General features: G+C 68.7%; 21 protein-coding genes and 4 pseudogenes. 17 read left to right on the top strand and 8 right to left on the bottom strand.

Annotated features, from left to right (window positions below; all coding sequences use genetic code 11):
- The first annotated feature begins 577 nt into the window (after positions 1 to 577).
- The 4 genes from OG927_RS01320 (at position 578) to cpt (ending at position 4551) form a co-directional block, all read left to right on the top strand.
- Positions 578 to 1303: an SDR family NAD(P)-dependent oxidoreductase gene (locus OG927_RS01320; RefSeq protein WP_330319539.1), complete on the top strand. Its 726-nt coding sequence runs from the start codon at positions 578 to 580 to the stop codon at positions 1301 to 1303.
- Positions 1304 to 1443: 140 nt separating this feature from the next.
- A complete protein-coding gene (locus tag OG927_RS01315) occupies positions 1444 to 2379 on the top strand; it encodes an SDR family oxidoreductase (protein WP_330319538.1) in 936 nt (311 codons plus the stop codon).
- A gap of 747 nt (positions 2380 to 3126) precedes the next feature.
- Positions 3127 to 3789: a lysophospholipid acyltransferase family protein gene (locus OG927_RS01310; RefSeq protein WP_330319537.1), complete on the top strand. Its 663-nt coding sequence runs from the start codon at positions 3127 to 3129 to the stop codon at positions 3787 to 3789.
- Between the two features lie 228 nt (positions 3790 to 4017).
- Entirely contained in the window at positions 4018 to 4551 is a 534-nt protein-coding gene (gene cpt, locus OG927_RS01305; protein WP_330319536.1) for a chloramphenicol phosphotransferase CPT, read from the top strand.
- A gap of 381 nt (positions 4552 to 4932) precedes the next feature.
- Here the strand turns inward: cpt and OG927_RS01300 are convergent, their stop codons facing one another.
- Positions 4933 to 6273, bottom strand: a complete 1341-nt coding sequence (locus OG927_RS01300; protein ID WP_056787637.1) for an ABC transporter substrate-binding protein — start codon at positions 6271 to 6273, stop codon at positions 4933 to 4935.
- A gap of 1428 nt (positions 6274 to 7701) precedes the next feature.
- Here OG927_RS01300 and OG927_RS01295 point away from each other — a divergent pair.
- The 5 genes and pseudogenes from OG927_RS01295 to OG927_RS01275 all read left to right on the top strand — a co-directional run bounded on the left by OG927_RS01295 (position 7702) and on the right by OG927_RS01275 (position 11134).
- Positions 7702 to 8112, top strand: coding sequence for a VOC family protein (locus tag OG927_RS01295; RefSeq protein ID WP_056788229.1), 411 nt, complete (start codon positions 7702 to 7704; stop codon positions 8110 to 8112).
- A gap of 430 nt (positions 8113 to 8542) precedes the next feature.
- A pseudogene (locus OG927_RS01290) lies at positions 8543 to 8999 on the top strand (helix-turn-helix transcriptional regulator).
- A 10-nt stretch (positions 9000 to 9009) separates the two neighbouring features.
- Positions 9010 to 9636 (top strand): glyoxalase, encoded by a 627-nt coding sequence (locus OG927_RS01285; protein WP_330319535.1) that lies wholly within the window; start codon positions 9010 to 9012, stop codon positions 9634 to 9636.
- A gap of 259 nt (positions 9637 to 9895) precedes the next feature.
- On the top strand, positions 9896 to 10360 hold the full coding sequence (locus tag OG927_RS01280; RefSeq protein WP_330319534.1) for an SMI1/KNR4 family protein: 465 nt from the start codon (positions 9896 to 9898) through the stop codon (positions 10358 to 10360).
- Positions 10361 to 10552: 192 nt separating this feature from the next.
- Complete coding sequence (locus tag OG927_RS01275; protein WP_124283291.1) at positions 10553 to 11134, top strand: BLIP family protein; 582 nt, start codon at positions 10553 to 10555, stop codon at positions 11132 to 11134.
- A 538-nt stretch (positions 11135 to 11672) separates the two neighbouring features.
- On the opposite strand, the gene OG927_RS01270 is transcribed toward OG927_RS01275, so the two are convergent.
- Positions 11673 to 12263 (bottom strand): RDD family protein, encoded by a 591-nt coding sequence (locus tag OG927_RS01270; protein ID WP_056787625.1) that lies wholly within the window; start codon positions 12261 to 12263, stop codon positions 11673 to 11675.
- 519 nt (positions 12264 to 12782) lie between these two features.
- Here OG927_RS01270 and OG927_RS01265 point away from each other — a divergent pair.
- Both OG927_RS01265 and OG927_RS01260 read left to right on the top strand, forming a co-directional pair.
- Entirely contained in the window at positions 12783 to 12905 is a 123-nt protein-coding gene (locus OG927_RS01265; protein WP_274923017.1) for a hypothetical protein, read from the top strand.
- Between the two features lie 104 nt (positions 12906 to 13009).
- Positions 13010 to 13251: pseudogene (locus tag OG927_RS01260) on the top strand (WhiB family transcriptional regulator); the annotation flags it as partial.
- Positions 13252 to 13680: 429 nt separating this feature from the next.
- Here the strand turns inward: OG927_RS01260 and OG927_RS01255 are convergent.
- The 4 genes and pseudogenes from OG927_RS01255 to OG927_RS01240 form a co-directional block, all read right to left on the bottom strand.
- Positions 13681 to 14217 (bottom strand): GNAT family N-acetyltransferase, encoded by a 537-nt coding sequence (locus OG927_RS01255; protein WP_056787621.1) that lies wholly within the window; start codon positions 14215 to 14217, stop codon positions 13681 to 13683.
- 113 nt (positions 14218 to 14330) lie between these two features.
- On the bottom strand, positions 14331 to 15077 hold the full coding sequence (locus OG927_RS01250) for an SDR family oxidoreductase (protein ID WP_056787617.1): 747 nt from the start codon (positions 15075 to 15077) through the stop codon (positions 14331 to 14333).
- 253 nt (positions 15078 to 15330) lie between these two features.
- Positions 15331 to 15813 (bottom strand): annotated as a pseudogene (locus tag OG927_RS01245) (succinate dehydrogenase); the annotation flags it as partial.
- A 340-nt stretch (positions 15814 to 16153) separates the two neighbouring features.
- Positions 16154 to 17044, bottom strand: a complete 891-nt coding sequence (locus OG927_RS01240; RefSeq protein ID WP_330319533.1) for a helix-turn-helix transcriptional regulator — start codon at positions 17042 to 17044, stop codon at positions 16154 to 16156.
- 229 nt (positions 17045 to 17273) lie between these two features.
- Between OG927_RS01240 and OG927_RS35945 the strand changes: the two are divergent.
- The 3 genes and pseudogenes from OG927_RS35945 to OG927_RS01225 all read left to right on the top strand — a co-directional run.
- A pseudogene (locus OG927_RS35945) lies at positions 17274 to 17393 on the top strand (SDR family NAD(P)-dependent oxidoreductase); the annotation flags it as partial.
- Positions 17394 to 17692: 299 nt separating this feature from the next.
- The gene (locus OG927_RS01230; RefSeq protein WP_056787606.1) at positions 17693 to 18679 is read left to right on the top strand and encodes an aldo/keto reductase; all 987 of its coding nucleotides are present in this window, start codon (positions 17693 to 17695) and stop codon (positions 18677 to 18679) included.
- 972 nt (positions 18680 to 19651) lie between these two features.
- A complete protein-coding gene (locus tag OG927_RS01225) occupies positions 19652 to 20368 on the top strand; it encodes an NADPH-dependent F420 reductase (protein ID WP_330319532.1) in 717 nt (238 codons plus the stop codon).
- A 505-nt stretch (positions 20369 to 20873) separates the two neighbouring features.
- Here the strand turns inward: OG927_RS01225 and OG927_RS01220 are convergent.
- Both OG927_RS01220 and OG927_RS01215 read right to left on the bottom strand, forming a co-directional pair.
- Positions 20874 to 21494 carry a TetR/AcrR family transcriptional regulator gene (locus OG927_RS01220; protein WP_209471186.1) on the bottom strand — a complete coding sequence of 207 codons (621 nt, stop codon included), beginning with the start codon at positions 21492 to 21494 and terminating at the stop codon, positions 20874 to 20876.
- A 510-nt stretch (positions 21495 to 22004) separates the two neighbouring features.
- On the bottom strand, positions 22005 to 22514 hold the full coding sequence (locus tag OG927_RS01215; protein ID WP_056787595.1) for a hypothetical protein: 510 nt from the start codon (positions 22512 to 22514) through the stop codon (positions 22005 to 22007).
- A 714-nt stretch (positions 22515 to 23228) separates the two neighbouring features.
- On the opposite strand from OG927_RS01215, the gene OG927_RS01210 reads away from it, so the two are divergent.
- The 3 genes from OG927_RS01210 (at position 23229) to OG927_RS01200 (ending at position 24647) form a co-directional block, all read left to right on the top strand.
- Positions 23229 to 23675: a cupin domain-containing protein gene (locus OG927_RS01210; protein ID WP_056788223.1), complete on the top strand. Its 447-nt coding sequence runs from the start codon at positions 23229 to 23231 to the stop codon at positions 23673 to 23675.
- 73 nt (positions 23676 to 23748) lie between these two features.
- On the top strand, positions 23749 to 24354 hold the full coding sequence (locus OG927_RS01205; protein WP_330319531.1) for a DUF5134 domain-containing protein: 606 nt from the start codon (positions 23749 to 23751) through the stop codon (positions 24352 to 24354).
- Positions 24355 to 24455: 101 nt separating this feature from the next.
- Positions 24456 to 24647 (top strand): hypothetical protein, encoded by a 192-nt coding sequence (locus tag OG927_RS01200; RefSeq protein WP_056787590.1) that lies wholly within the window; start codon positions 24456 to 24458, stop codon positions 24645 to 24647.
- Positions 24648 to 24810 lie beyond the last annotated feature (163 nt).

The following is a 24810-nucleotide window of genomic DNA, read 5'->3' as shown; positions in this document are numbered from 1 at the left end:
CCAGGTCGCGGAGACTCGAACTGGTCCCCGTCCGGGACTCCGGTGCAGCCTGCTGCGGTCAGGACGGCGACGGTGGCCGTGGTGGCCAGGGCGGGATGTCGGTCGGGTGGAAGCAGGTGTCCATGGGGCGGCGTGGTGCCGGATTGCGCCTTGTTGGTGTGGATGTCGCACCGGTGTCGGCGAGGGTGGCGGGGTCGGTGTAAAGGTCGCCGGGGGTGATGGCGCCGGGGATGATCAGATGGGAACAGGACGGCGCCGCGATCCGGCCCGCGCATGTCGGCCGGCACCTGGTTGAGCGCGGTGGCACCACCGCCCCGGACGACCCGAGGGGCTTCCTCGGCTTTGGCCGGAGGATCCCGAAGCCTGACCGGGCCATCACGAACGTAGGAGGAGGGCCTGTGCGACCAGCAGCAGTCATGGACGTCACCGACGACGCCCACGCCGGCGAGGGGGAGAAACCTTCATGTCAGGTGCTTCTCGGTGCGCCCACGGACCTGGCAAGCGCCCGCGCCGCACGACGCGAGCGTCCCGCCGCGGTGCCCGGCGACGGGACGGGCACCCGAGAGGCGGTGCGAGCGTGACTCGCGTCCTTGTGACCGGTTCCGCGGACGGCCTCGGCCGAGCCACTGCGGATACGCTCCTGTCCCAGGGGCACGACGTGATGGTGCACGCCCGCAACCAGGAGCGTGCGGAGGACCTGTTCGCCCTGGCCGACCGGGGTGCCCGCGTCGTGGTGGGGGACTTCACGCAGCGGGACGCCGTACGGCGTATCGCCGCCGAGCTGAACGACGCCGAACCCCTCGACGTGGTCATCCACAACGCCGGCGTGTGGAGTGGACCCGCGGTCATGCCGGTCAACATCATCGCTCCGTACCTCCTCACCGCCCTGCTTCACGGACCGCGCCGACTGGTGTATCTGAGCAGCAGCTCGCACTTCGGCGGACGACCCGTGCTCGACCGGGTCGACTGGAGGGGTGAGAGCGCAGGCTCCTACGACGACAGCAAGCTGTACGTCACAGCCCTCATGGCCGCGGTGGCCCGCCTGCGCCCAGGGGTGCTGAGCAACGCGGTGGACCCGGGGTGGGTTCCGACGAGAATGGGCGGCCCGGGTGCACCGGACGACCTGGAACTCGGCCATCGGACCCAGGAATGGCTCGCCTCCAGCGACGATCCGCAGGCCCTGAGCACCGGCGGGTACTGGTACCACCGCGAGCTGACGCAGCCGCACCGGTCAGTCCACGACGAAGCGTTCCAGGAGCGACTCCTGCAGCGATTGGCCGAGGAGACAGGCACCTCGCTCTGAGGGGTCGGCGATTCGGCCCGGTCCCGATGAAGAAATACGACACAAGGTGTCGGGTTTCCGGTCGAGCATGGTCGTTGTTCACCGGTCGGCGCCGATGACGGACGTCGGCGGGGCCGTGCAGAGACAGGGAAGCGAACTCAATGGCACTTACACCCGGCACATCGTCACCAGACCTCCAGGGAAGGATCGCGCTGGTCGCGGGGGCTACACGGGGGGCGGGCCGCGGTATCGCCACCAGGCTGGGCGCGGCGGGCGCGACGGTCTATGTCACCGGCCGCACGACCCGGCAACGGCGCTCGGAGTACGACCGGGCCGAGACGATCGAGGAGACGGCGGAGCTCGTCACCGCAGCGGGCGGAACCGGCATCGCGGTGCCGACCGACCATCTGGTGCCCGAGCAGGTCCGCGCGCTGGCCGAGCGCATCGACGCCGAACAGGGACGGCTCGACGTGCTGGTCAACGACATCTGGGGCGGAGAGCGGCTGTTCGCGTTCGACAAGCCGGTGTGGGAGCACGACCTCGACGACGGACTGCGGCTGCTCCGGCTGGGCGTGGAGACCCACGCGATCACCAGCCACTTCCTGCTGCCACTGCTGGTGCGCCGACCGGGCGGACTGGTGGTCGAGATGACCGACGGCACGTCCGCGTACAACGACGCGCACTACCGCAACTCGTACTTCTACGACCTGGCCAAGAACAGTGTGCTCCGCATGGCCTTCGTACTCGCACACGAGCTGAAGCCGCACGGAGGGGCGGCGGTGGCGCTCACCCCTGGTTGGATGCGCTCGGAGATGATGCTCGACGCTTTCGGCGTCACTGAGGAGAACTGGCGCGACGCGTTGGCCGCGGTGCCGCACTTCTGCATCTCGGAGAGCCCGTCGTACGTCGGCCGCGCGGTCGCGGCACTGGCTGGTGACGCCGACGTCGCACGGTGGAACGGTCAGTCGCTGTCCAGCGGTCAACTCGCCCAGGAATACGACTTCACTGACCTCGACGGCTCGCGCCCGGACTGCTGGCGCTACTTGGTCGAGGTCGACAACGCCGGGAAGCCGGCGGACGCGGCCGGGTACCGGTGACGGGCACCGATTCCGGGCCCGGGCACCCACAGAGGTCGCAGTTCGACGCGCCGCCCGGCAGTGGGGCCATCGGCCGCACCGGGCGGCCGGGCGTGGTGTGACCGGACGGCAACGCGCATGACCGACGCGTTCTCGTGCTCGCGCCACCGGCCGAGTGCGAGACCATGTCGGTCACGAGCGCGCCGACATCCGAGGGACCGGCCACAGCCATCGGCATGCGTACCAAGGCCTGGTACCGCTTCGTAGCACGTGAGGGCTGGCTCCCTCACGACACCGCGGGCCTGTGGGCCAGTCCTTTCCGACGGCACGCGGGCGACGTCGCCCACGCTTCCCGTACATGGTGTGCGCATCGCAAGCAGCGCCAGACGCTTCTGTGCTGCGGTACGACGTCCTCGAACACGGCGACAGAGCAGCGGCGCAGGTCGACGCCGAGGCCCCCCGCAACGTGCGGCTGCGGATCCACGTCTCCCCAATGGGCCTACAGCAGGCGGCGGTTGCTACCTGCCAACCCTGCGAGTTCTTGTGCTCGGCAAGCTGCAGCCGCCGAATCCGCAGGTCCTCAGGTGCCGGAAGGAGCACCGCGTCACCAGCGGCAACCGGTCGCACGCAGATCGCCGAACGTCGTGTGTGGAGGCAGCGGTGTCGAATCTTTTGTGAATCCGAGATGTGAGTACCAGTACTCAGGCTCGCAGCACACTCCCGGACCACGATGGAGGGCACCAGCATCCGAGTCCGGAGGACCCACCCATGCTCAGTCGCCTCGCCGAATCCCTGGTGCCCGTCGTCGGCCGTTTGACGGTCACCACGGACAGCGACGCCGACCTGGCCGAGGGCAGCATCATCGCCGCCAACCACAGCTCCCTGGCCGACCCGGCCGTGGTCCTCGCGGCTCTGCGTCGTCTCGGCGTCAAGCCGGTCGTTCTGGCTGCGGCGGGCCTCTGGCGTATCCCCGTACTCGGGCGAGCGCTTGCCCGCGACGGACACATTCCCGTCTACCGGCGCGACGCGCGCGCTCGAGACGCCCTCGACGGCGCCGCCGAAGCCCTCGCTCGGGGGCGCCTCGTCCTGATCTATGGCGAGGGCGGCATTCCGCTGCGCAGGGACGCGGGGGAAGCAGCCCCGGAAGCCTTCCGCAGTGGGCTGGCTCGACTCGTGGACCGAACCGGAGCACCCGTCATCCCCCTGGGACAGGCAGGCTCTCGCCGTATCACCTCAGGAAGCGTGACCAAGCAGATCGCGGGCCTGTGCACCGCCCCGCTGCGCAGGCCGGGCCTCCATGTCCACGTCGGCGCACCGGTCGTGCTGACGGGGGACGTGCCGAACCGCACCCTCCATGCCCGTGCAGCGGTGACCGATGCGTGGCGGAAAGCCGCAGAGCGTCTCGCTCAACGCATCGCCCTGGCTGCTTGATGATCGGCAGTGGGGGGACTCTGGGACCATTGACAACCATGCCTGATGCCGTGGGCACCATGTCGCTCTGAGAGGTGGTGCCGGCTCGGCCGCAGCGGCGGCCTGTGCGGCGCGGGGGAGCCGCGTGGTCCGCTCGACTTGGTGCGGGCCGTGGTGAAGCACATTAGCTTGATCCCCTTCTGTCCGGAATTCGTTTCCTGTCCGGGGGAGGCACCCTAATGTGGCGCGGTGACAACTCAGATGATCATCCTCAATGGTGGTTCCAGCTCGGGGAAGACCGGGATCGTGCGGTGCCTGCAGGCGGTGCTCCCCGATCCATGGCTGGCCTTCGGGGCGGACTCGTTCGTCGACGCGATGCCCGCGAGGATGCAGGCGTCCGACGCGGGAATCGAGATCGCGGCGGACGGCCGAGTGAGCGTCGGCGCGGAGTTCCGGGCGCTGGAGGCGGCCTGGGGCGAGGGGATCGTAGCGATGGCCGGTGCAGGCGCCAGGATCATCGTCGATGAGGTCTTCCTCGGCGGTGCCGAGTCCCAACAGCGGTGGCAGAAGGCACTCGGCGGACTGGCGGTGCTGTGGGTCGGCGTCCGATGCGAGAGTGACGTCGCCGCAGGCCGTGAGATCGCGCGAGGAGATCGGGCGTGGGGAATGGCCGCGTCCCAGGCGGATACGGTGCACCAAAGCGTGATCTACGACCTGGAGGTCGACACGACGCGCGCCGAATCCCTCGTGTGTGCGCGAACGATCGCTGCTCACGTCAGCTGATCGAAGGATGCTGCTCCGAGCCCCCGGACGCCTTCGCATCCACGCGAGGGTTCACGTGTGCGGTGGGAGCGCGACGGCGGTCTGCGAGGACTCCGGGGTCAGGAGTGCGTGCCGTCTGCGGCAACCGAAGCCGTACCGTCTCACCAGACAGCGCGACCTTTCCGTCACCGGTCGAACCGGCACAGCGCACGAGGCTTCCCCTCTTGTCGGCGTACGACTGAGGGCCGTGCCAAGGTCGCGTACCAGCAGGATTCGTTCCGGGGCCGGGGCCACGGGGGTGCAGGACCCGGTGGCCCCGGGGCGTACGACGGGCGGCTCCGGCGTGGTGCGGTGGTTCATCGCACCACCCCGGGATGCCCGCATCGCCCCTCGTCCCGCGCGTCAGTTGCCCTGCCGTTCCTTCCACTCCGCCTGGGCCTCGTTCAGCTGACCGGCAAGAGTGTCGAGGAACTCCTTGGCTGTCATCTTGCCGAGAATCACCTTCTGGAAGCCCGGCTCACTGTCGGCCTTGGAGAGGGTGTTCCAGTCCGGCAGGTAGTACGGGAGCTGGACGATCCTGGTGTTGCCGGAGAAGAGCGCCTCGGCGCCCAACTTGGTGGCCTCGGCCTTGTCGAGCCATGCGTCCTCGGCGGCCTCCTGATTCGCCGGGATGAGGCCTGCGGATTCACTGAACTTGGAGTTGGCCTCGTGGGATGCCGCGTACTCGATGAACTTCCAGGCCGCCGCCTTGTTCTTGGACGACTTGAACAGGCCGAGGCCGGAGACGGGGTTGGAGACCATCACCCGGGTGCCGTCGGCCAGCTTGGGCTGCGGGATTCCGCGGAACTTGTCGGTGCCCAGCGCCTGCACGTGGTCCTGGTAGGAGCCCAGATTGTGGTTGAGCATGCCGATGCTGCCCGAGTCGAACTGCGCAACCATCTTGGTGAAGTCGTTGTTGAGATCGGCAGCGGGTGTGACCTTCCGGTACAGGCCGACGTACTTCTCCAGCGCTTCGACGTTCTTGGGATCGTTGACCGTGGTCTTCTTCTCGGCCGCGTCCCAGAAGGAGTCGATCCCGGACTGCCCGTACATCGCGTCCAGTGCCTGGGCGATGGAACCGGGGCCGCCGCGGATCGTGTAGCCGAACACGTTCTTCTTCTTGTCCGTCAGTTCCTCGGCGGCCTTGTAGAAGTCGTCCCAGGTCTCGGGCTCGTCCAGCTGCGCCTTCTCGAACAGGTCGGTGCGGTAGTACAGGACGCCGTTGGTGGCTGATATCGGCACTGTGTACATCTCGTCCCGGCCGCCGGCCGACTTGACGTTCTCGAGCATCGCCTTGTTGAGCTTCCCCTCCAGGGAGCTGCCCCCGATGCGCTTGTCCAGGGGCTCCAGCGCGTCCTGCGCGGTGATACCGGCGATCATTGCCGCACCCACACCACCGACGTCCGGCAGGCCGCCGCCTTGGATGGCGGTGTCGTACTTGGACTGGGCCTCGGTGGAGGCGAGGCCGACGTACTCCACGTCGATGTCCGGGTTGGCCTTCTCGAAGTCGGCGATGATCTCGTTCCAGACGGCTGTCCGCACACCGCCGTTCTCGTCCCAGAAGACGATGCTTCCGGTGCCCGAGCCCTCGCCGCCCCCATCGGCCAGGCCGCTGCCGTCATCACCGCAGGCGGTTGCGGTCAGGGCCAGGGCCGAGACCAGGGAGATCGCGGATGCGAGTCGGCGACTGCGGTGCATCTTCATGAAGGGCTCTCTTCTCTGCGTGCTCACTGCCGGGCTCACCGGACAGTCGGTAAGGCGAACCGTGCGGGATGTCTTCGGTACTTCTTCGGAAGGGTGGAGGGCCAGCAGCTGAGTGGACTCCGCTCCGGAATCGGCCCCCGGGGCGGTCGGTGACGCGTCGTCCGATGCCCGGCAACCGGTGTCGGTGCTGAACGCCGCGCTACCGGGGGCGCAGGTTGCCGACTCCGCACTGCCCCGGTCCCTGCGCACGTCTGCCCGTGAGCCGTCGTCCTCCGGGGATACGGAAGTCGATTCGCTCGGGCACGTACAGCACGCGGGGACGGACGGGGAGTGGGCTTGTCGACATGGCGGCTCTCAGATCTCGTATCGCGTCTCATATATGACATATGAAGAACAACGCGATGAAGGTAAGTCGGCCCACCGGTGTCGTCAATGCGCTGGACAAAAGAAAGTTTCCTGGCTGGCATCGGGCCTGCGAAAACGTCACGTTTAGGGCAGAAATCTCCCCCGGAGGCGGGGGCACGGTCGTATGCGGAGTCCCGGCCTTCTCATGGGTGCGACCGGCCGCCGCAGCCGTTCGGAGCCATTGCTTCCGAGCCGATCGGCATCGGGGCCGACCGGGTCCGGGGGAGGAGCGGCGGGGGCTGCCGGGCACACGGAAGGGGAGCCTTCGGGCCTCCCGCCATGGGCCCCGGCTTCGGGTGTCAGCTCGCTTCCGGCTGTGTGCCAGGGAGGTGCGCCGAGCGAGTACGGGAGTCGTGTGCCCGGGAGTGTGCGGCGCCCTGACGCCAACGTGGTGAACCACCTTCGGGCTCCCGTCGCACCGGCCTGTGACGTGCCGGCACCCCTTTTCTGTGCAACCACGCCCACGCGATCGTTGTTTTGCCGAGTACGTTGGCAGCCCATGGCTCTTCCCGTCGGCCGGTGGCTTCCTCTACGGTGAGGGTCTGCGCGACAAGTCCCCTACCGCGGTGGATCCCGCGGACCTGGCTTCTCCCGATCACGACGGTCATGGTCGGCGGCACGCCCCTCCCTTCCGATCCGTCGCCCGCCGAAGACCTCGCCGTGCGTGTCGTATGCAGACCTGCCCGGGCCGACGTGCCGGGTTGCCCGACCATCGGACGACCTGGACCGGTGGCACGCGCAAAGTGCCGCCGGCCCTCGGCACCGCATAAAAAGTGCGGTGAGAGGCGTGGAGCCGAGGATGGGCCGCAGTCATCAGGCGTCTGCCGGACAGGGGATCTGAGCGTCTGCTGTGCTCGATGTGCCATCACCACACGTGCGTGGCGCCGTGATCCGTTGCGCGACGGTCCGCACCCGTCACCTGAGCGAGAGGGAACGGGGAACAGGTGGCCCGACGGGCAGGGCGTCCGGACCAGTCAGGAATCAAGAAGCACTGAGCGCGGCACCGTGCCTAGCATGATCGTCATGGACATCACCATTCACACGAGCTTCCTGCCGCACGTCGACCCGGACGCGTCCCTGACCTTCTACCGCGATGTACTCGGCTTCGAGGTCCGCAGCGACGTCGGGCAGGGCACGATGCGCTGGATCACCGTGGGCCCCGTCGGCGTACCCGGAACCTCCATCCTCCTGGCGCCTCCGGCCGCCGACCCCGGTATCACCGAGGACGAGCGCCGCACCATTGCCGAGATGATGGCCAAGGGCACCTACGGCTGGATCCTGCTCGCCACCCCGGACCTCGACGGCACGTTCGAGAAGGTGCAGGCCGGTGACGTCGAGGTCGTCCAGGAGCCGACCGAGCAGCCCTACGGAATCCGCGACTGCGCCTTCCGTGATCCCGCGGGCAACCTGATCCGCATCCAGGAGCTTCGCTGAGCCGGCCCGGATTCGATCCGCCGTGAACGCGGGGTTCGCGACCGCCTGCGGCGAAGCCTGCGACCGGCCGGATCGTTGACGTTCACCAGCCTTCGGCGGCCGCGCTTCGGGCCACCCGGGCGGAGGGGCGTACGGCCCCGACCCGCAACGAGGGTGCGCCCGCATCCGCGGCCCGGGCCCGCGCGGGTCCGCGGTCAAGGTTCACACGAGTCCGCATCAGCCCGCGCACCGTTCATGTCCGCCCGAGGGGCCCAGTAGCTCAGGGCCCGCTCCGCAGCCGGTCGGGCCGGTACCCGGCGTGCTCGGCCCGGACCCTCCTCTTGATCGGCTCGTCGACTTCGGCAGGCCGGTCATCGTCATGAGGTACCTTGCCGCTCGGCCCGGCGTACACCTCAGGTGCCGGGGGACATCTACACAAGGGAGTCCTTCCATGTGTCACCCTTCGTGGGCGCGCGCACGCACCTCGGCCCAGCGCCTGAAGGACCTCGTGCGACTGCGCCGCATCCGTGACCGGATCGACCGGGAATACGCGCGGCCGCTGGATGTCGAGGCCCTCGCCCGCGGCGAGGACATGACGGCCCGGCACCTCAGCCGTGAGTTCCGGCAGGCCTACGGCCGGTCCCCGTACGACTACCTCATGACGCGGCGCATCGCGCGCGCGACGCTGCTGCTGCGTCGTGACGACATCAGCCTGCCCGAGGTCTGCGCCGAGGCCGGATTCTCGTCCCTGGAGACCTTCAGCATCCGCTTCACGGAGCTGGTCGGAATGCCGCCCAGCGCCTACCGGCGCGAGACAGCGCGTACGCCCGCGGACCTGTCGGCGCGTCACGAACACGGTGACCGGACCGATCAGGAATCGAGAAGCACCGGTCCTCGGCCGCAACTAGCGTGATGACCATGACATTCATTGACGCAGTCACCCTCGACGTGGCCGATCCCACGGCCGCCCAGCACTTCTGCACCACCGCCTTCGGGCTGGACACGCAGATCCGCCTGCGGGCCTCCGAGGCGCCCTCGACCGGCTTCCGCGGGTTCACGCTGACACTCACCGTGTCCCAGCCGGCCGACGTACGCGCCCTGGTCGACTCCGCCCTCGAAGCGGGTGCCACGTCGCTGAAGCCCGCCACGAAGTCGCTCTGGGGCTACGGCGGTGTCGTCCGGGCCCCGGACGGGACGATCTGGAAGGTGGCGACCTCGGCGAAGAAGGACACCGGTCCCACCACCCGGAAGATCGACGAGATCGTGCTCCTGCTGGGAGTCACGGACGTGATCGCGAGCAAGCGGTTCTACGTCGAACAAGGTCTTGCGGTGGGGAAGAGCTTCGGCCGCGTGTACGTCGAGTTCGCCGCCGGTGAGGGCCCCGTAAAGCTGGCGCTTTACAGGCGCCGCGCCCTTGCCAAGGACGTCGGCGTCTCCGCCGACGGCAGCGGATCGCATCGGCTCGCGATCGGTGGCGAGGCCGGACCGTTCACCGACCCGGACGGGTTCGCATGGGAGGCCGCCTCGCTGACACCTGCGCCCTGAGGTGTCACTGCTCTCCACCTGGCCGGGTAGTCCGGCGGGTTGGTGGACGGCGCCTCGCCGGTGCAACGTGCCTGCCCGGAGCTGACCGGAGTACCGTCGCTCGTCGCCGCGTCACCACCGATCGGTGCCCCGACCCTGGCGGACGCGATCCGCGCAGGCACCTACGATGTGCTGCCATGGCACGCTTCGAGGACCTTCAGCACTCCCTAACACCAGCAGCGCCTACGGAGTCCAGCCGCCGCTCACCGCCCGAGCGATCGTGAACGCCGAACGCCTGTTGGACGTCACGCTTCCCAGTGCCCTGCTCGTCCTCCTGCGCCATCGGAACGGAGGCGGGGTCGCGGACAGCTGGGATGCCTTCCCCACGACCCGCCCGACCTCCTGGAGCCCTCACCACGTGGCGTTCGACTTCGTGATGGGCATCGGACTCCGTGAGCAGAACTGCATCGGGCTCCGTGATCAAAGCCCGTCCATCCTCACGAGCCCCTACCTCGTCGCGGAGTGGGGGCTACCCACTCCGGTGGTACTCATTTCGGAGAGCGCGCCGTGCTGGATCGGGCTCGACTACCGGGTCTGCGGTCGGCACGGAGAACCCTCCGTGACCTGGTTCGACGCGGAACGGCACACAGAGCTGTCCCTCGCTCCGGACTTCCGGTCCTTCCTCGAGGGGCTCACTGCCGCAGCCGACTTCGAGGACACGGGCACGGTGCGCACGTCCGACTGAGCTGTGCATCGCGGCCCGGCACCAACCTCGCACCCGGCTTCAGGCCCCGGCCACCACCTACCGTGCTGGGGCGATCGAGGCATCGGTTCGGTCCGACAAGGGCGCACGGAGCGTTCCGAGACTCTCCGAAGAGTGTGGCCGGTGACGATGAGGACCAGGCAGGAGAGAGCTTAGGCAAAGGAGATGAATCGGATGGCGAACGCAACTCCATGGCGTTCCGTAGTCGCGTTGATCGCCGCTGGCGCGGCCGTTCTGGGTGCGACAGCGAGTGCGCACGCGGACGAACAGTTCAGTTTCACCGCCGAGAAGTACAGTCAGATCCCGTTCGGCACGGCACAGGCCGACGTCTGGGAGCAGTTGGGCGGTGATCTCACCAAGCCGGGTGACGGCGACGGATGGTGTGAGCGGAGCAGTGCCTCGATCCTCTGCTTCACCGAATCCGCCGACTACGCGCCGTACGGCACCTTCGCCTTCACCGCGGACGGAAAGCTGTGGGGCAAGAACCAGCAGTATCTGTTCAATGCGAAGACACCGTCCATTCGGCTCTCCCACTACAACAAGGTGACTGTGGGCATGACCGAGGATCAGCTCTGGTCGGTCGTTCCCAAGGACTCGTGCGTCCTCAGGCAGGAGGCTTACCCGAACTGGCCGGCGACATCCGGCAAGAAGCTCATGTTCGGGTGCACCGCGGCCACGGGCCTCTTTCCCCCGAACGCGAGCTTCTACCTGACCGATGGCAAGGTGGCGGAGAAGTACCAGGCTCGGCTCACCTGACGCTGCGGCGATGCGCGGTCGTATCGCGCCTCTCGCGGTCACCTCAGCGACTACCCGGCCGCAACGGCGAGCGGGTGCTGTTCGCCGCAAGCACGGACACCGAACCTGAGACTCATGTGCCGGTCAAGATGACCGTACGCCTGTTCGTGCTGCAACAACCCGCTTTCTATCAGGGCAGGTTGTGCGACCGATGCACCCTCCAGGACGTACTGGCTGCCATCTTCGGCACCCTGCCCGCGCCCGGTGGCCGGCCAGTACACGCCGATGCCGGCCGCCTCGGCCGAGCGAGCGGCCGAAGACGGCGTCGAGATGCGCCACCCCGGCAGTCAGGACCAGTGGCGCTCACGGTGGGGACGGGCAGCCGCAGCTGCAGTCTCCTGGAGGCGATCTGCGTGAATACGGTGGCCCGCCGCCCAGCCCAGGCTCCCTGCATGGCCCGGCCGGCGAGTCGCCGGCTCACCGTTTCGTCCTCAAGCCGTGGGATCCCCGGAGACCAGGGTGCGTCGCCGGGTCACCCCCTCCAGCCTTCGGCCAGGGCTCAGCCCTTGTTGACCTTGACGACGACGGTGCTGCAGACCTTGTCGGCGAAGGTCTGCTTCTTGGCGTCCCACAGCGGCCACAGCCAGCCGAGGTAGCAGGCGGCGCTGTCCAGGAAGTGTGCGAGCTTACGCACGAACGCCATTCCGAAGCCCAGGGTCCTGCCGTCGGCTTCCCGGTGCAGGCTGATGCCGAGGACCTTCTTGCCGGTCGTCTGACCGGTCTTGCCCTCCAGGTAGAGCTGGTAGATGCCCATGGCGAGGGTGTAGACGATGCCGATCAGGAAGAAGGCCCCGGGCTCGGCGTTCGCCGGGTCGTCGCTGCCCGCGAGGTCGATGAAGCCGAGAGCGTACATCGGGCCGAGGATGATCAGCATGTCGAGCAGGTACGCGCCGACGCGCTGCCCCCAGTGCGCCAGCGGCGGCATCCCTGCCCCTGGGACGCCGGGCATTCCGGCGGGCGGGTACGCACCGTACGGCTGCTGCGGGTAACCGTACTGAGGGGGCACGCCCTGCGGCGCCTGCTGCGGGTGGCCAGGCTGGCCCTGCGGAGGCTGCTGGCTGTAAGGGTTGTTGGGATCGCCGAAGCTCATGGCGAAGCTCTCCAGTTCCGAGATGGGGACGAAGCGACGTGAGCGGAGGGCTAATTCACGCCATAAAGCAGTCGCCCCCCGTGCAGCCGCAGCATTGCGCGCTCATCGTGTTATAAGATCGGCCGCTTGTCTAATCTGATCGGTGGAGACCACGGACGGTCGGCTCGAGCGGTCGGGCAACCCCGGGCCACCATGCACGCGCCGACGTGGCATCCACGCGGGTGAAGTGGTTCCCGGCATCCACCCCGTACAAGCACAGGGCCCTCATTGCGAAGGGCGAGCAGACCCTCGTCAATCGTCCATGAGTGCTCGTCGCTATGCGTGTGGGGGACTCCTTGTTCGCGAGGCGAGAGCGCTTATCGGCCAAGGGCCTGCACCTCGACTCGCTCTGTCACGGCCCCGGCCGGCATTCGGAACGCCGCCCCTGATTCTCGTGGCGCTTCAAGTCCTCCCGTCCGCGCGACCGAGGCTGCATTCGCAGCGCGGACGGTCACCGAATCGGCTTCCACGGGAGGACACATGTATGAGCGACTGAGGAGAACCCTGCCCGCGATCGGCGCGACCGTGGCCGCGGTGGCGATGTCGTTCAGTGTGACGGGAACCGCCACCGCCGAGGAGAGTCAGGCGGTTCCGAGCCCGTAGATGCACCGTCTTCGTGACACCCCGGCAGCGGGGCCCAATGTGCAGGTGTGCGGGCCACCGTTCTTCGAGGAACAGGCCCAGCTGTGGCCTGGCGTGACAAGGCGATGTGCCGAGGGGAAGATCCTGGCCTCTTCTTCCCCGTGGGCAACAACAACAATGTGCCGTTGCTGCTCCAGACGGAAGAGGCCAAGGCGGTATGCCACCGTTGTCCGGTCAGACAGGACTGCCTGGACTGGGCACTTGAAGCCGGCCCGGTGGCGGGGGGGTGTGGGGCGGCACTTCGGAGAACGAAGGGCTGGTCGTCAGGCGCCGTCTGTCGCGTATGAGTCGATCCGCGGCGGGAGCCAGTCAGTTGGGACGACGCGGCAGGGCGGCTTCGTGGGACGATACGTCTGCTGGCAGGGCTGCCCGCTGATCCCTTGTGGGCGCGCGACAGACACGGGAGGGCCTGTCCACCTTCTTCGGCGTGTGCGCGGTGACAGCACAGCTACCCCGCTCGAACTACCCGCGGTTCGACGCCGAACAGGCTGCGCTGGTTGCCGTCACTCGTAATCCCGGTGACGACGGTGTGCCCCGGCAGTCGGGGCACACCGACGCCAACGGCACCGCGAACACCTTCCGTGCTTCATCCCGAGCCCGTGAAACAAAGATCTGACGGTCTCCGCCGGGTCCCTCGATCAGACCGTGGGCACGAGTGGGCTGCACCGGGGAATCGCCGTCTCGCCGCGGATCCGGGATCGTTCCGGAGCCGAGCCAGACGTCCGGATGGCGGGCATCAGTGTCGCTCCGCCGAGATGCGGTACAGCACATTCGGACGCAGCGGCCCCTCCGGCACCTGCGGGTCATCGAAGTCGTCGGCCGGGTCCCGGGTCATGCCGATCCGGCGCATCACCGCTTGCGAGCGGAGGTTGGTGGCTGTTGTGACAGCGAGGACCTCGTGCAGATCCAGGGTGTCGAAACCGTAGGACAGAACGGAGAGAGCGGCCTCGGTCGCGTAGCCCCGGCCCCAGGCCGGGCGGGCCAGCCTCCAGCCGATCTCCACTCCCGCGAACGGCATGCCGTCCTCCACGCGGTCCAGGCCCGCGAAGCCGATGAACTCGCCTGTGGCCTCCACCTCGACCGCCCACCACCCGTAACCTCGCTGTTCGAACTCGGCCTGGAATCGTGTCAGGGAAGCAGCACTCTGCTCACGGGTGAGCAGGTCGCCCAAGTGCTCCCGAACCTCTGGATCAGCGTTCATCGCCGCCCATGGTTCAAGGTCGGAGGCAAGCCATCGACGGAGTGTGAGGCGATCGGTACGCAGTTCGGCCATACCGCCCAGCCAACGGGAGCTCCGGCCCCCGGGCAACCCCTTTTCTCCTCCCGGGCAGTACAACCGGACACGGGCGGGGCGGCCCGCACGGGGCCGCCCCGTGCCCGACGGGGCTACTGCTGCTGGGCGACCCAGTCGGCGAACCGCGTCTCGGCGAAGTGCGCGTCAGGGCCGGGGAGGAGCGTGGTCTCCTGGAGCTCGGCACCGAAGTAGGGGGCGTGCGGGTCCGCGACGACCTCGCGGGGGTCGCTCTTCGCGGCGAGACCCTTACGGATGAGCTCGTCCAGCTGGAACGTCTCGGGGCCGGCGACTTCCACCACGCCGTTGACGGGCGTGCCCACCGCGGTGCGACTCACGAGGGCGGCCACGTCGTCGGAGTAGATGGGTCGGATGCCGACGGGGGCGAGACGCACGGTGTCACCGTCGGTCGCCGCGGCTGCGATGCCCTTCATGAACTCGAAGAACTGCGTGGCGTGGACGATGGAGTACGGGACCCCCGCGTCCTCGATCAGCTTCTCCTGAGCCTGCTTGGCACGGAAGTAGCCGCTCTCCTGGAGCCGGTCCGTGCCGACCACGGAGAGGGCCACGTGATGGGCCACACCGGCCTCCGCCTCCGCCTTCAGCAGGTTTCCGGTCGAAGTGCGGAAGAACTCCATGCAGGCATCGTCCTCGAAGGAGGGAGAGTTCGAGACGTCGACGACGACCGAGGCCCCCTTCAGGACATCGGCCAGGCCCTCACCCGTCACTGTGTTGACGCCCGTGTTGGGTGCCGCCGGCACTGCCTCGTGGCCGTGCTCATTGAGCTTGCTGACCACCCTCGAGCCGATCAGCCCAGTTCCGCCGATGACTACGACCTTCATGATGGGATCCTTTCGGAGTTGTCTCTACGCGATCTGCGCGGGGTTGGCGGTGCTGCTGCACTTCGCGAACCGTCCGCATCAGGTATGACAGGGCAGAGAACGTAGGTGTGACACGCGCCGCGACCCGAGCCGGACATCCCCCGACAAGGCCGGGCGACAAACTGAGGCAGGCGTCCGCGCGCCCGCTTGCCATCGAGAGCGGGCCAGCGATGACGTGCGGGCAGGAGTCGCCGTGAGACGCAGTCGCAGGTGTCTACTCCACAAGCTTTCCCTCGGTCGAGACCTCCTGCATGAGGGCGGAGATCTCGTCGGGGATCGGCGCGATGCTCTCGTGGGTGATGTCTGTCTTCGGAGACCACACGAGATTGACCTGCAGCGCGGGATCCATGGCCGGGTATTCACTGCGGTTGTGGCAGCCGCGGGTTTCCCGGCGCTCCAGCGCCGCTTCCAGCGTGGCCCGGGCCGCGAGGGCGGAGGACTTGAGGTCGAAGGCGTGCGCGAGGTCCTGGAATCCGGCGATGTCGGGGTGGACACCGACGTTCTCCGTACGCTTCTCGATGTCGTCCAGTTCCGCCAGCCCGGCGCTCAGCCCCGCCTCGTCGCGTACGACGCCGGCGTGCTCGGTCATGGTGTTGCGGATGGCGCGCTGCAGAGCGCGCACGTTCTCGGTTCCATCGGCCACGAGCAGCTCGTCGACCTCGGCACGTGCCTGTGCGACCGCTGTAGGACAGAGCGGGCCGCACACGTGTGACACGGCCGCTCCCTACAACCTTCGCCGCGGCATGGCCGCCTGAGCAGGCCCGGGTCTCCTTCCCCCGGGCCTGCTGACGCCAGCGGTTGCCTCCCGCCGGCCGCGATCGAGGGATGCGCGAGCAGCAGCCGTTCAAGGTCCGCCCGCAAGGGAGCCGACGCCAAGCCCCAGCCAGCGCGCGCCCATTCCCGGCGACGTCATGCGACAGATGCGAGAGTCGCCGGAACATCCAGGCGCCTCCCCGGCGGCGTCAGCCGTGCGCCGACGTACACGGGCCCGCGAGGGGCGGCGGCGCACTGGACAGTCGCAGAAGCGGCCTATGAGATCAGCTGGGCGGGTTGGGAGTCCGTTCCGGCGCGGGCGCGGCTGCGGACGTGCTGGTGGTCCAGCTGGCGAGTATGCCGAGTGCTTCGGCGGAGAGGGAGGCGGGTTCGGGGGTGTAGACGACGAGGCTCTGTTCGGGGTCGTCTTCGGCGGCGAGGACGACGTAGTCCAGGGTGAGGTCGCCGACGAGCGGGTGGTGCAGACGCTTGGTTCCTGTGGTGTGGGCGCGGACGTCGTGGTCGGCCCAGAGCCGGCGGAAGGTGTCGCTGTGCAGGGACAGCTCCCCGATCAGTTCGGTGAGCTGCGGGTCGTCGGCGTGGCGCCCGGCGTACAGGCGCAGGCCCGCCACCGTGTCCCGGGCCACTCGCTCCCACTCGGCGTAGAGGCTGAGGGCAGCCCGGTCGAGGAAGACGAAGCGGGCGAAGTTCCGGTCCCGGTGCGGGCGGGAGGCGAAGTCGGCGAACAGCGCGTAGCCCAGCCGGTTGGCGGCCAGGACGTCCAGGCGCCGGCCCTGGACGACGGCGGGCACACCGAGCGCGTCCAGGGTCCGGTAGAGGGCGGGGCGGACTCGTTGCGGGGCAAGGGGGCGCTTGCGTCGGCTCCGGGCAGCGGTGGTGGGCTGGGCGAGGTCGAAGAGGTGGGCGCGTTCGGTGTCGTCCAGGCGCAGGGCCCGGGCGACGGCGTCCAGGACAGCTTCGGAGACGCCTTGGGTGCGGCCCCGTTCCAGTCGGATGTAGTAGTCGACGCTGACCCCGGCGAGCTGGGCGACTTCCTCACGGCGCAGACCCAAGACACGACGGGGCCCGGCGTGGGGGGTCAGGCCGACCTGTTCGGGGGTTATCCGGGCCCGGCGGGTACGCAGGAATTCGCGGATCTCGCTGCTGCGGTCCATGCATCCACGGTACGGCGCGCCCGTGGACCTGCCGGGCAGCGAAAGGGGTACTGCTGGACCCCCGGACGAACGCGCCCCCGTACGGGCCTCCGCGGCGGGTCGGCGAGTGGTTGCCTGGATAGCGGGCCTGTTGCACCGCACTGATCATGGCACTGGCAGGCCGACGGCCCTCACACCCGCTGCGGCCCGCACGGTGTGACACCGCCTGCCCCGCGCGCAGGGAAGACCCATGGCTTCGAAACTGACCGGCACCGTCGCCCTCGTCACCGGCGCGAGCAGCGGTATCGGCGCCGACCCCGCCCGCCGGCTTACCGACCAGGGCGCCACGGTCGCTCTGGTGGCCCGCCGCAAGAGGGCGCCAGGAGCCGGCAGGCCGGCATGTACGGGTGGGTGGGTGCCATGTACGGAGGGGTGTCCTGGAGCCGGGCGCTGTCGACACCGAGCTGAACTCGCACGACAGCGACACCATCCACACCGAGATCCTCAATCCGTACAACGAGCAGCACGAGCGCCTCCTCCCCGCGGACATCGCCGACGGGATCACCTGCACAGCGAGCCGGTCCCGGCACACGGCCGTCGCCGAACTCCGGGCCCGGCCCACCGACCAGCCCGACCACCGCACGTCACACCACCACGAAGGAGTACCTGATGAAGCACGTATCGCTGAGCGGACTGGACGTCTCGCGCATCGGCCTGGGTGCCATGACCATGGCAGGCACCTACACCACTGGCGGAGGGCTCGATGACAGCGAGTCGATCCGCACCATCCACCGGGCACTCGACCTCGGCGTCACGCACATCGACACCGCCGAGATATACGGCCCCTTCCACAGCGAAGAGGTCGTCGGGAAGGCCATCAGGGGCCGACGCGACCAGGTCGTCGTGGCCACCAAGTTCGGTCTCGTCTCCCACTCCGGCGACAGCCCCGCCCCGGGCGTCACCGACAGCAGCGCCTCCAATGTGAAGGCCGCCGTCGAGGGCTCCCTCCAGCGGCTCGGCACCGACCACATCGACCTGTACTACCAGCACCGCGTCGACCAGAACACGCCCATCGAGGAGACCGTCGGCGCTTTGGCGGAGCTGGTCGCCGAGGGCAAGATCCGCTACATCGGCCTCTCCGAGGCCGGCCCCACAACGATCCGCCGCGCGCACGCCATACACCCGGTCGCCGCCCTGCAGACCGAGTACTCGCTGTGGACCCGCGACGTCGAGGACGAGATCCTCCCGCTGCTGCGCGAGCTAGGCATCGGATTCGTCCCGTACTCGCCGCTCGGACACGGTCTGCTGACCGGGCAGATCCGCTCCGTCGACGACTTCCCCGACGACGACTGGCGGAAGACCAACCCGCGGTTCACCGGCGAGAACTTCCAGCGCAACCTGGCAATAGTCGACGAGGTGCAGGCGATCGGCGCCGAGATCGGCGCGACGCCGGCACAGACGGCGCTGGCGTGGCTGCTCACCCGCGGTGACGACATCGCCCCCATCCCCGGGACCCGGCGAGTCGCGCGCGTCGAGGAGAACACCGCGGCCGACGGCATCGAACTCACCGCAGCGCAGTTGGAGCGGCTGAACAACCTCACCCCCGCCGCAGGCGAGCGCCACGACGAGGCGAACATGGCCGCCATCGACCGCTGACCCACCCACAGACCACGGAGTGCATCCCGCTGCGGTCGCCGGGAAGCGCATCCCGGTTTCAGCCAGGGTCGAACAGCGGGAGAGCCGGTGCGATGGTCCGCGCCGGGAATGCCGGGTCGACCGCGCGGGCACGGGGGCCGGGCCGTTGTCGACCCGGATTGCGGTCGACCCGGCCCCTCCCTCCCGCCGTCGCCGGAATCAAGGTTCCCCCTCGGTTCGGCACCTCGGATCACGGCGGACACCCCGTACGTCGAATGACGCTCCCCGTCGGCTGGTGCCCACGGCGGGACCGCCGAACAGCGCAAGGCCTACGCCAACGACCTCGGGACCTCGCACCGTGGGTCGGAGAAAGGGGACCGGGACCGGTTCAACGTGTGGTGCCGGCCTGTACGCCTGCGGCTCCCGCATCCCGGCCGTCCTTCCCTTCTTGTCCGGCCTACCCCCTTTGACAATGCGGAGGATGTCTCCGTATCGTCGGAAGCAACCAATCGGAGACACCCTCCGCTTCATTGTCCCGCCTGGAGAGGGCGGTCGTGTCACGTCGCCTGATGCTCCTGTGCATGCAGTTCACCAGCGGCTACGGAGCCGAACCCGGGTCGTGGCGCCTTCCCTGGACGAACCTGCGCAGCCATACGGACAGGGACCGGTTCGTGCGGTACGCGCAGGCAACTGAGTGAGGCAAGATCCAGTTGCTGTTCTTTGCGGACACTCCGGTTCTGGATGCGGACCACGAACACCAGGCCCGCATTTCCCGATCGACCCGTTGCTCGTGATGACGTCCATAGCGCGCGAGACGGAGCGGATCGGGCTGGTCTCCACCAGCGGGCAGGATGCGGGCCCTGATCACGGGCCGAGGCACGAGACGGCGCACACGCCCTGCTCCACCCGGCACGTGGCACTGCGGGCGATGATCACCGAAACCTGCCCGGGCCGCTCGGCCCCGGGCACACATCAAGGAAGCAAGGAGCAACGATGACTACGCTGGGAATCATCGGAAGCGGCAACATCGGGTCCGCCGTCGCACGGCTGGCGGTGGCTGCGGACATCGAGGTGGTGATCGCCAACTCGCGCGGTCCCGAGAGCCTGACGGACCTCATCGGCGAACTGGGGTCGCGCGCCACGGCAGGCACCGCCGAGGAGGCCGCCCGCGCCGGCGAGGCGACCCTGCTCAGCATTCCCCTGACCGCGTACCGCGACCTGCCCGCCGGCCTGTTGACGGGCAGGACCGTGCTGGACACCGGCAACTACTACCCGTACCGCGACGGCCGGATCACCGAACTCGACTCCGAGGAGGTGACCACGGCGGAGCTGGAGCAGCAGCTCCTGCCCGGCGCGCTGCTGATCAAGGCCTTCAACAACATCCTGGCCCACCACATCCCCCAGCTGGCCCGGCCCGCCGGGGCTCCGGACCGCAGCGCCCTCCCCATCGCCGGCAGCGACCCCGACGCGAAGGCCCGGGCGGCTGAACTGATCGGCCGACTCGGCTTCGACACGGTGGATGCCGGAGCCCTGGACGAAAGCTGGCGCTTCGAGCCCGAGGCCGGCGCCTACACCCGTATCTACCTGGCAGATCCCGACATGCCGGCCGAGCGCATGCTCCAGGCTCCCGCGGCTCCGGTGCCGGCCTTCAAGCTGCGCGACGCGCTGCGGACGGCCCAGCGGGTGAAGGTCGCCGCGCGCACCTTCTGACAGCACGTGTCCGGGCAGTGCGGTAACCCCGTGCGCTGTCCGCGAACCTCGGCCCGGCGTCGACCGACGCCGGGCCGAGGCGTCTGGGGTGGGCGCGCCGTGTACCGCTCCACAGCCGACGAGATGCCCGAGTGCGGCACACGTTCCGGGGGCTCGCATGAACAGGGCCCGGTTCAGGCGGACGCCGTACTCCGCGTCGGGGTTCGTGGCGGCGGCGCCTCCGACCCTTTCCCGGATCGCGGCGACGGCCAGGGCGCGCCGCTTGGGCAGCCGCCCCGCCTCTGCCGCCACCAGCGCGCACGGCATCTTCTCGCGCGTGTGAGGTCTGTGCAGTAGCCCGGCGCGCCCGGCTGCCGGTGCAAGGGTTCGGCGAGCGTCCCGGCGTCGAACCCGGTGTCTTCGATCAGCGCCATGGCCACCTGGCGGTCGTGGGTGAGGGTGCGCGTGCCCGGTGGTGAGCTTTCGAGAGAATGCCCTCGCAGGGCCGTGACGTTTCCTCCTGCGGTTACGGAGGGCCTTCGCCGCTCCCGGGGTCCGTGCCCGGCGCGGGCATCTCCCACCCGCTGCGCATGAGGGAAGCGAGTGCGTCGGGCGACGAATCGTCGGCCATGGCGGCACCGTGTGCCCAAGCGGTGGCCAACGTACTGAGGAACAGGTCGCGTCCCCGCACCCAGGATTTGGCGCCGCCGTCGCGCTGGGCCGCTTGCAGGAAGTCCTCGGTGGTCGTGACGAAGCCCTGACAGGTGATCGCCAGGGGGGACGTGCCCTCGGTCAGAGCGGCCCGTAGGGGTTCGGGCATGCCGTCGAAGGCGGTCACCCATTCGCCCAGTGCCTGAAGCCACAGTGCGAGCGCGGCGCGGGAGTCGGTCACCTCGTGCTGGATGGCGGCGCGACGGGCCACAAGCTGTTCGTCGCGCGCCTGCAGCAACGCAGCCAGCAGCGCCTCGCGGTTGGGGAAGTGCCGGTAGAGCGTGCCCGGGCCGACACCGGCCCGCTTGGCGATGGCGTCCATGGAGCCGGTGATGCCCTGCTCGGCGAAGAACTCCTCCGCGACCTCAAGGATGTGCGTGCGGTTGCGCTGCTTGTCCGTCCGCTGTCGACGCTCGCCGGTGGCTGCATCACCCATGTCGGTGCACCTCTCGTTGACGATGCGGGGACTAACTCCGTATCGCCGGAACGAAGCGGAGGCTATCTCCTTATAGGTTTCGATGCTACAGCCGGCCTCGGCGGGCACCCATAACTCCGGGGGCAGCTTGGCGAGGCACACAGTGGGGTCCGCACGCCGATGGCCGCCGGCGAACCTCCGTAGCCCAGGGCGGCATACCTTGACGCGCCGGCTCCACGGTGTGCGGCGAGCCTGCCCGCGCACGTACGCGGGGCCTCGACCTATGGTGCGCCGAAGGCGTGCACCACCCCGTTCCCGGCCCGCGCGGAGGACGACTCGGGACTCTGCAGTGGCCCAGTCGGTCTTTGCGGGGCCGGTGGACCTGCGTCGGCCGGCCCCGGAACACGGGGGTGGGTCACGACGGCGTCCGACTCACCCCCTGCGGGTGGTGACCTCGGTCCCGTTGACGCCGAACGCCTTCACCTTGATCCGCCTCCTCCGTGAGAAGCCGCTGCTCCACCAATGTGTGCTTCAGGTCGGTGGATCCCTGGGGTCGGGTGCGACACGAGGATGCTGAGTGAGCCGATGAGCTTCGGCCAGAACTTCGGCGTCGACCTGTGCTGGTGCCCTGTCGCCGTATTCGACGATGTCGTACTCGTCGTCCAGGTTGGCAAGTTGTTCGACCAAGGGCAGTTCGTGCCCGAAGCGCTGGTGGATCCGGAGGGCCAGCTCGCGTGGTGTCAGCTCGCCGGCCAGCGTCCGGGCGGCGAGTGCTCGTGCGGCGGCTTCCTGTCCGGCAACGCTGTCCGCTGGGTAGAAGGTGAGGCCGAGTTCGTTGAGTGCTGGGAGAAGGAGATCGGGGACGTCATAATCCGCCTCCGCGCGTGTGCACGCGGCCAGCATCCGCAGAGCGGGACTGTCGAGGCCGGCGACGAGCGCATCACAGGCGCCAGCGACGACATCGGTCGCACGAATCTCGCCCATGCTCCAGAGAACGGCTCGGTCCTGAAGCTCGCGGGCTGCTGGTTCGGTCGACGTCATCTGTCCATGATCTCGTCGCCAGGTCGCGCAAAGCGAGCCGGTTTCACTGCGACACCCGCTCGGCAGCCTCTCCGAAAGCGCGCGTGCCGAGTCCGCGTAGCGGATGGTGGTCCTCTCGCGATGCCGGAGACCACGTGCCCGCCGTCCTCGTGCTTGTTCACAGGCGAGGGGCAGTCTCAACGGACTCGAAGGACGGTGTGGCACGCGATGGAGCAGGGAAGCGGGGGAGTGCCGCACACGATGCTCCTGAAGCAGCCGCGCGGCAGTAGCCGGCCGGGCATGCTCGGGGCCCACGGCAGACAGTACGACGTAGTGCTCAGCACCCGCCGCGACCGCAGCCTGTAGGGGGGTGGCCGTCGTCATTCCGAAGAAGTCCACGCCCGCTGTCTCCCTCCGAGAAGCCGCATCGGTGACATCGACCACGGCTTCGGCACCGGGCAGTGCGCTCGTGAGGCACTGCCGCGGGGAGACGTCGACGCCTTCCCCGCGTAGGTGGACCTACCGGACAGCGCTGCATTCGCTCATGTGAGAGCACACCGACGCTCCAGGTCTTGCAAGGGCAGACGAACGGGATCGGAATGGTCACCCGTGTCACAGATGCAAGGTGCATCCGGTCATCAGGAAGAACGGTCCTGGGGCGGATGCTGCGGCACGCGGGAGCAGCTGACGGCGCATCCCCCATGACGCGGTGGAACCCACGGAAGGTACAACATGATGTCGGATGACCACTCTGCACACGTGCACGGGACGGACGAGGCGGGGTCGGCAGGCTGGATGACAGCGGCCAGGATGCTGCAGGACACCGCCCCGGTCACGGTCCCCGAAGGTGCCTCTGCAATGACGATCCACGTCGAGTGGGAGCCCGGAGACCCCGGCACCCCTCCGCACCGTCACTCAGGTCCCGCCTTCGGCTACGTCATCGAGGGCGCCGTCCGCTTTGAACTCGAGGGCGAGCCCGAGCGCATCGTCGAGGCCGGTGGAACTTTCTGGGAGCCCGGCGGCGACGCGATCCACTACCAGGACGGCAACGCCCTGACCGACGCGAAGACCACGTTCGTGGTGACGATGTTGTGCGCGCCGGGCAAGCCCATGCTCGAGCTGGTCGACGAGGAGGAGCTGGCGCGGCGTATCCACCTGCGCGCCCCACGACCGACCAACTGACCTGCTGCCCGAGCCCGTTCAAGGCAGGGGCCTTGAAGCAGCCTGTCCGCTCCATAGGAGAGCTCGGAGAAACATGAGCGCCCCCGACGTCGTGTACTGCATGCTCACGGTGCTCTTCGTGGCCGCATCGACCCACGGACTGAGGCAGGGGCTGCTGCGCCAGGAATCGGGATGGCGCAGCAGGGTCGACCATCTCCTGCACGCCGCCATGGCCCTCGCCATGGCGGCGATGCCCTGGAGCTGGGGTCGGGCGCTGCCCCTGATGCCGCAGACGGCCTTCTTCGCTGCTGCCGCGCTGTGGTTCTGTTCGACCGCAGTCAGTCACCGCCGGGGATCGAGAAGGACTACGACCGCCAGGAGTATGCAGGCGGCAGCCGGCATGGCTGCGATGGCTTGGATGTCCCACTCCATGGCGAGCTCCTCGCACGGTGGGCATACGGTGCGCCAAGCCGAGCATTCCGGCCCCCAGGCCGGGGGATCCGCGGCCGGTGACTTGATCACCGTGGTGCTGGCCCTGTACCTGCTGATCTGCTCGCTGTGGTCGCTGACCCCTGGCATGCCCACGCTTCGGAACATCCCGGACCTCGAGGGTGCACCCCTCGCCGAGCATCCGTACGCCCACTTCTGGGACGGAACGATGGCCCTGGGGACAGTGGTCATGTTGTTGATGCCCCACTGAACAGCCCGTCCCTCCAGTCGGTAGCCGCATTCACTGCCCGGGCGATCCAGGAGATGGGTCGAAGTGACTTGGGGGCGCGGGCGAGAAGGGAGAATCGAGCTATGAGAATGTGCAAGAAGTGCGGTGCGCGAAAGCGTCGTTGGCCCCGTTCCTGCTCCCGGTGCCATCCCGCGTCCGACCGGGCGGAGACGGTCGCGGATGTCGCGGAGGTGGCCGTGGAGATCGGGGTGCTCGGGTGGATCGCGCGAGGGGGCATGGCGGTGGTGCGGCTGGTGCTGCGTGTCCTGAACTGACGGGAACTCACGCGGGGCACGGCCGTCGTGGCGTTCTCCCGGGGCGCTCCACGGCGGCCCAGGGCATTCCTGTCGCTGCGCTCTGACCGTCCGGCTGCGGGCGGCGCAGCTGCGGCCACCGATGCGCCGCCCGCAGCACAGTCGTTCCCGCCGGTGTCTGTGC

The sequence above is a fragment of the Streptomyces clavifer genome, from assembly GCF_036345975.1.
Classification (GTDB): Bacteria; Actinomycetota; Actinomycetes; order Streptomycetales; family Streptomycetaceae; genus Streptomyces; species Streptomyces clavifer.
Note: the sequence above shows the minus strand (reverse complement) of the source record. Positions and strands in the feature narration are given on the sequence as shown.

Bases quoted from the DNA above. Each gene is read 5' to 3' on its own strand.
- OG927_RS01250 (WP_056787617.1), bottom strand. From the start codon at position 15,077: ATGAAGGTCGTAGTCATCGGCGGAACTGGGCTGATCGGCTCGAGGGTG.
- OG927_RS01300 (WP_056787637.1), bottom strand. From the start codon at position 6,273: ATGAAGATGCACCGCAGTCGCCGACTCGCATCCGCGATCTCCCTGGTC.
- OG927_RS01225 (WP_330319532.1), top strand. From the start codon at position 19,652: ATGACTACGCTGGGAATCATCGGAAGCGGCAACATCGGGTCCGCCGTC.
- OG927_RS01255 (WP_056787621.1), bottom strand. From the start codon at position 14,217: ATGGCCGAACTGCGTACCGATCGCCTCACACTCCGTCGATGGCTTGCC.
- OG927_RS01220 (WP_209471186.1), bottom strand. From the start codon at position 21,494: ATGGGTGATGCAGCCACCGGCGAGCGTCGACAGCGGACGGACAAGCAG.
- OG927_RS01265 (WP_274923017.1), top strand. From the start codon at position 12,783: ATGTATGAGCGACTGAGGAGAACCCTGCCCGCGATCGGCGCGACCGTG.
- OG927_RS01285 (WP_330319535.1), top strand. From the start codon at position 9,010: ATGACATTCATTGACGCAGTCACCCTCGACGTGGCCGATCCCACGGCC.
- OG927_RS01295 (WP_056788229.1), top strand. From the start codon at position 7,702: ATGGACATCACCATTCACACGAGCTTCCTGCCGCACGTCGACCCGGAC.
- OG927_RS01200 (WP_056787590.1), top strand. From the start codon at position 24,456: ATGAGAATGTGCAAGAAGTGCGGTGCGCGAAAGCGTCGTTGGCCCCGT.
- OG927_RS01310 (WP_330319537.1), top strand. From the start codon at position 3,127: ATGCTCAGTCGCCTCGCCGAATCCCTGGTGCCCGTCGTCGGCCGTTTG.
- OG927_RS01270 (WP_056787625.1), bottom strand. From the start codon at position 12,263: ATGAGCTTCGGCGATCCCAACAACCCTTACAGCCAGCAGCCTCCGCAG.
- OG927_RS01210 (WP_056788223.1), top strand. From the start codon at position 23,229: ATGTCGGATGACCACTCTGCACACGTGCACGGGACGGACGAGGCGGGG.
- OG927_RS01230 (WP_056787606.1), top strand. From the start codon at position 17,693: ATGAAGCACGTATCGCTGAGCGGACTGGACGTCTCGCGCATCGGCCTG.
- OG927_RS01315 (WP_330319538.1), top strand. From the start codon at position 1,444: ATGGCACTTACACCCGGCACATCGTCACCAGACCTCCAGGGAAGGATC.
- OG927_RS01205 (WP_330319531.1), top strand. From the start codon at position 23,749: ATGAGCGCCCCCGACGTCGTGTACTGCATGCTCACGGTGCTCTTCGTG.
- OG927_RS01240 (WP_330319533.1), bottom strand. From the start codon at position 17,044: ATGGACCGCAGCAGCGAGATCCGCGAATTCCTGCGTACCCGCCGGGCC.
- OG927_RS01275 (WP_124283291.1), top strand. From the start codon at position 10,553: ATGGCGAACGCAACTCCATGGCGTTCCGTAGTCGCGTTGATCGCCGCT.
- OG927_RS01215 (WP_056787595.1), bottom strand. From the start codon at position 22,514: ATGACGTCGACCGAACCAGCAGCCCGCGAGCTTCAGGACCGAGCCGTT.